This is a genomic window from Robertmurraya korlensis, assembly GCF_023715225.1.
In the GTDB taxonomy this organism is placed as follows: Bacteria; Bacillota; Bacilli; order Bacillales; family Cytobacillaceae; genus Robertmurraya_A.
Genome location: NZ_JAMBNS010000070.1, coordinates 1 through 481 on the forward strand (window position 1 = coordinate 1; position 481 = coordinate 481).

Consider the following 481-nt stretch of genomic DNA (forward strand, 5'->3'; position numbering starts at 1 on the left):
GTCGGCGGGCGGCCCCTGGTTTTCGATCCGAAGCACGTCCGCTTCGGTTGCGATGGCGTTCATGCGAGCTCGTCCACGATTCGGTTGCGTTGCACACCGAGGTCGATCGCCCCGTCCCTGCTCCGGATCCGCGACTCGACCAGATCCCCGGCCTTCAGGTACTGCGGGCGCGCGGCCTGAACCTTCGTGAAAATCCGCCACTTCATGTGCTCCGGCAGCAACGCGGCAATTCGTTGCTTCGCCGGCGACGGAATGCTGAGCGCGCACCCGGACGGCGTGCCGGTTGCAAGCAAGTCACCGGCGTTCAGATCCTGAACACCCGAAAGTTCCGTGAGCGTTTCGGCCGGACCGTACACGAGGTTCCCCGTCGAATCGCTCTGCCGCACGTCCCCGTTCACGGTCAGTGTCAGCGTCAGCGCGTGCAGCCGTGCGATATCGCTGGCCTCCAGCAGGCACAGATACGGCCCGACCGGCCCGAACG

Annotated in this window: 1 protein-coding gene; it reads right to left on the reverse strand. The window is 65.7% G+C overall.

All coding sequences use genetic code 11. The annotated features are described in order from the left end of the window. Nucleotides 1-59 precede the first annotated feature (59 nt). The coding region (locus tag M3175_RS25860; RefSeq protein WP_251524553.1) for a fumarylacetoacetate hydrolase family protein at nucleotides 60-481 on the reverse strand (422 nt) is incomplete at its 5' end.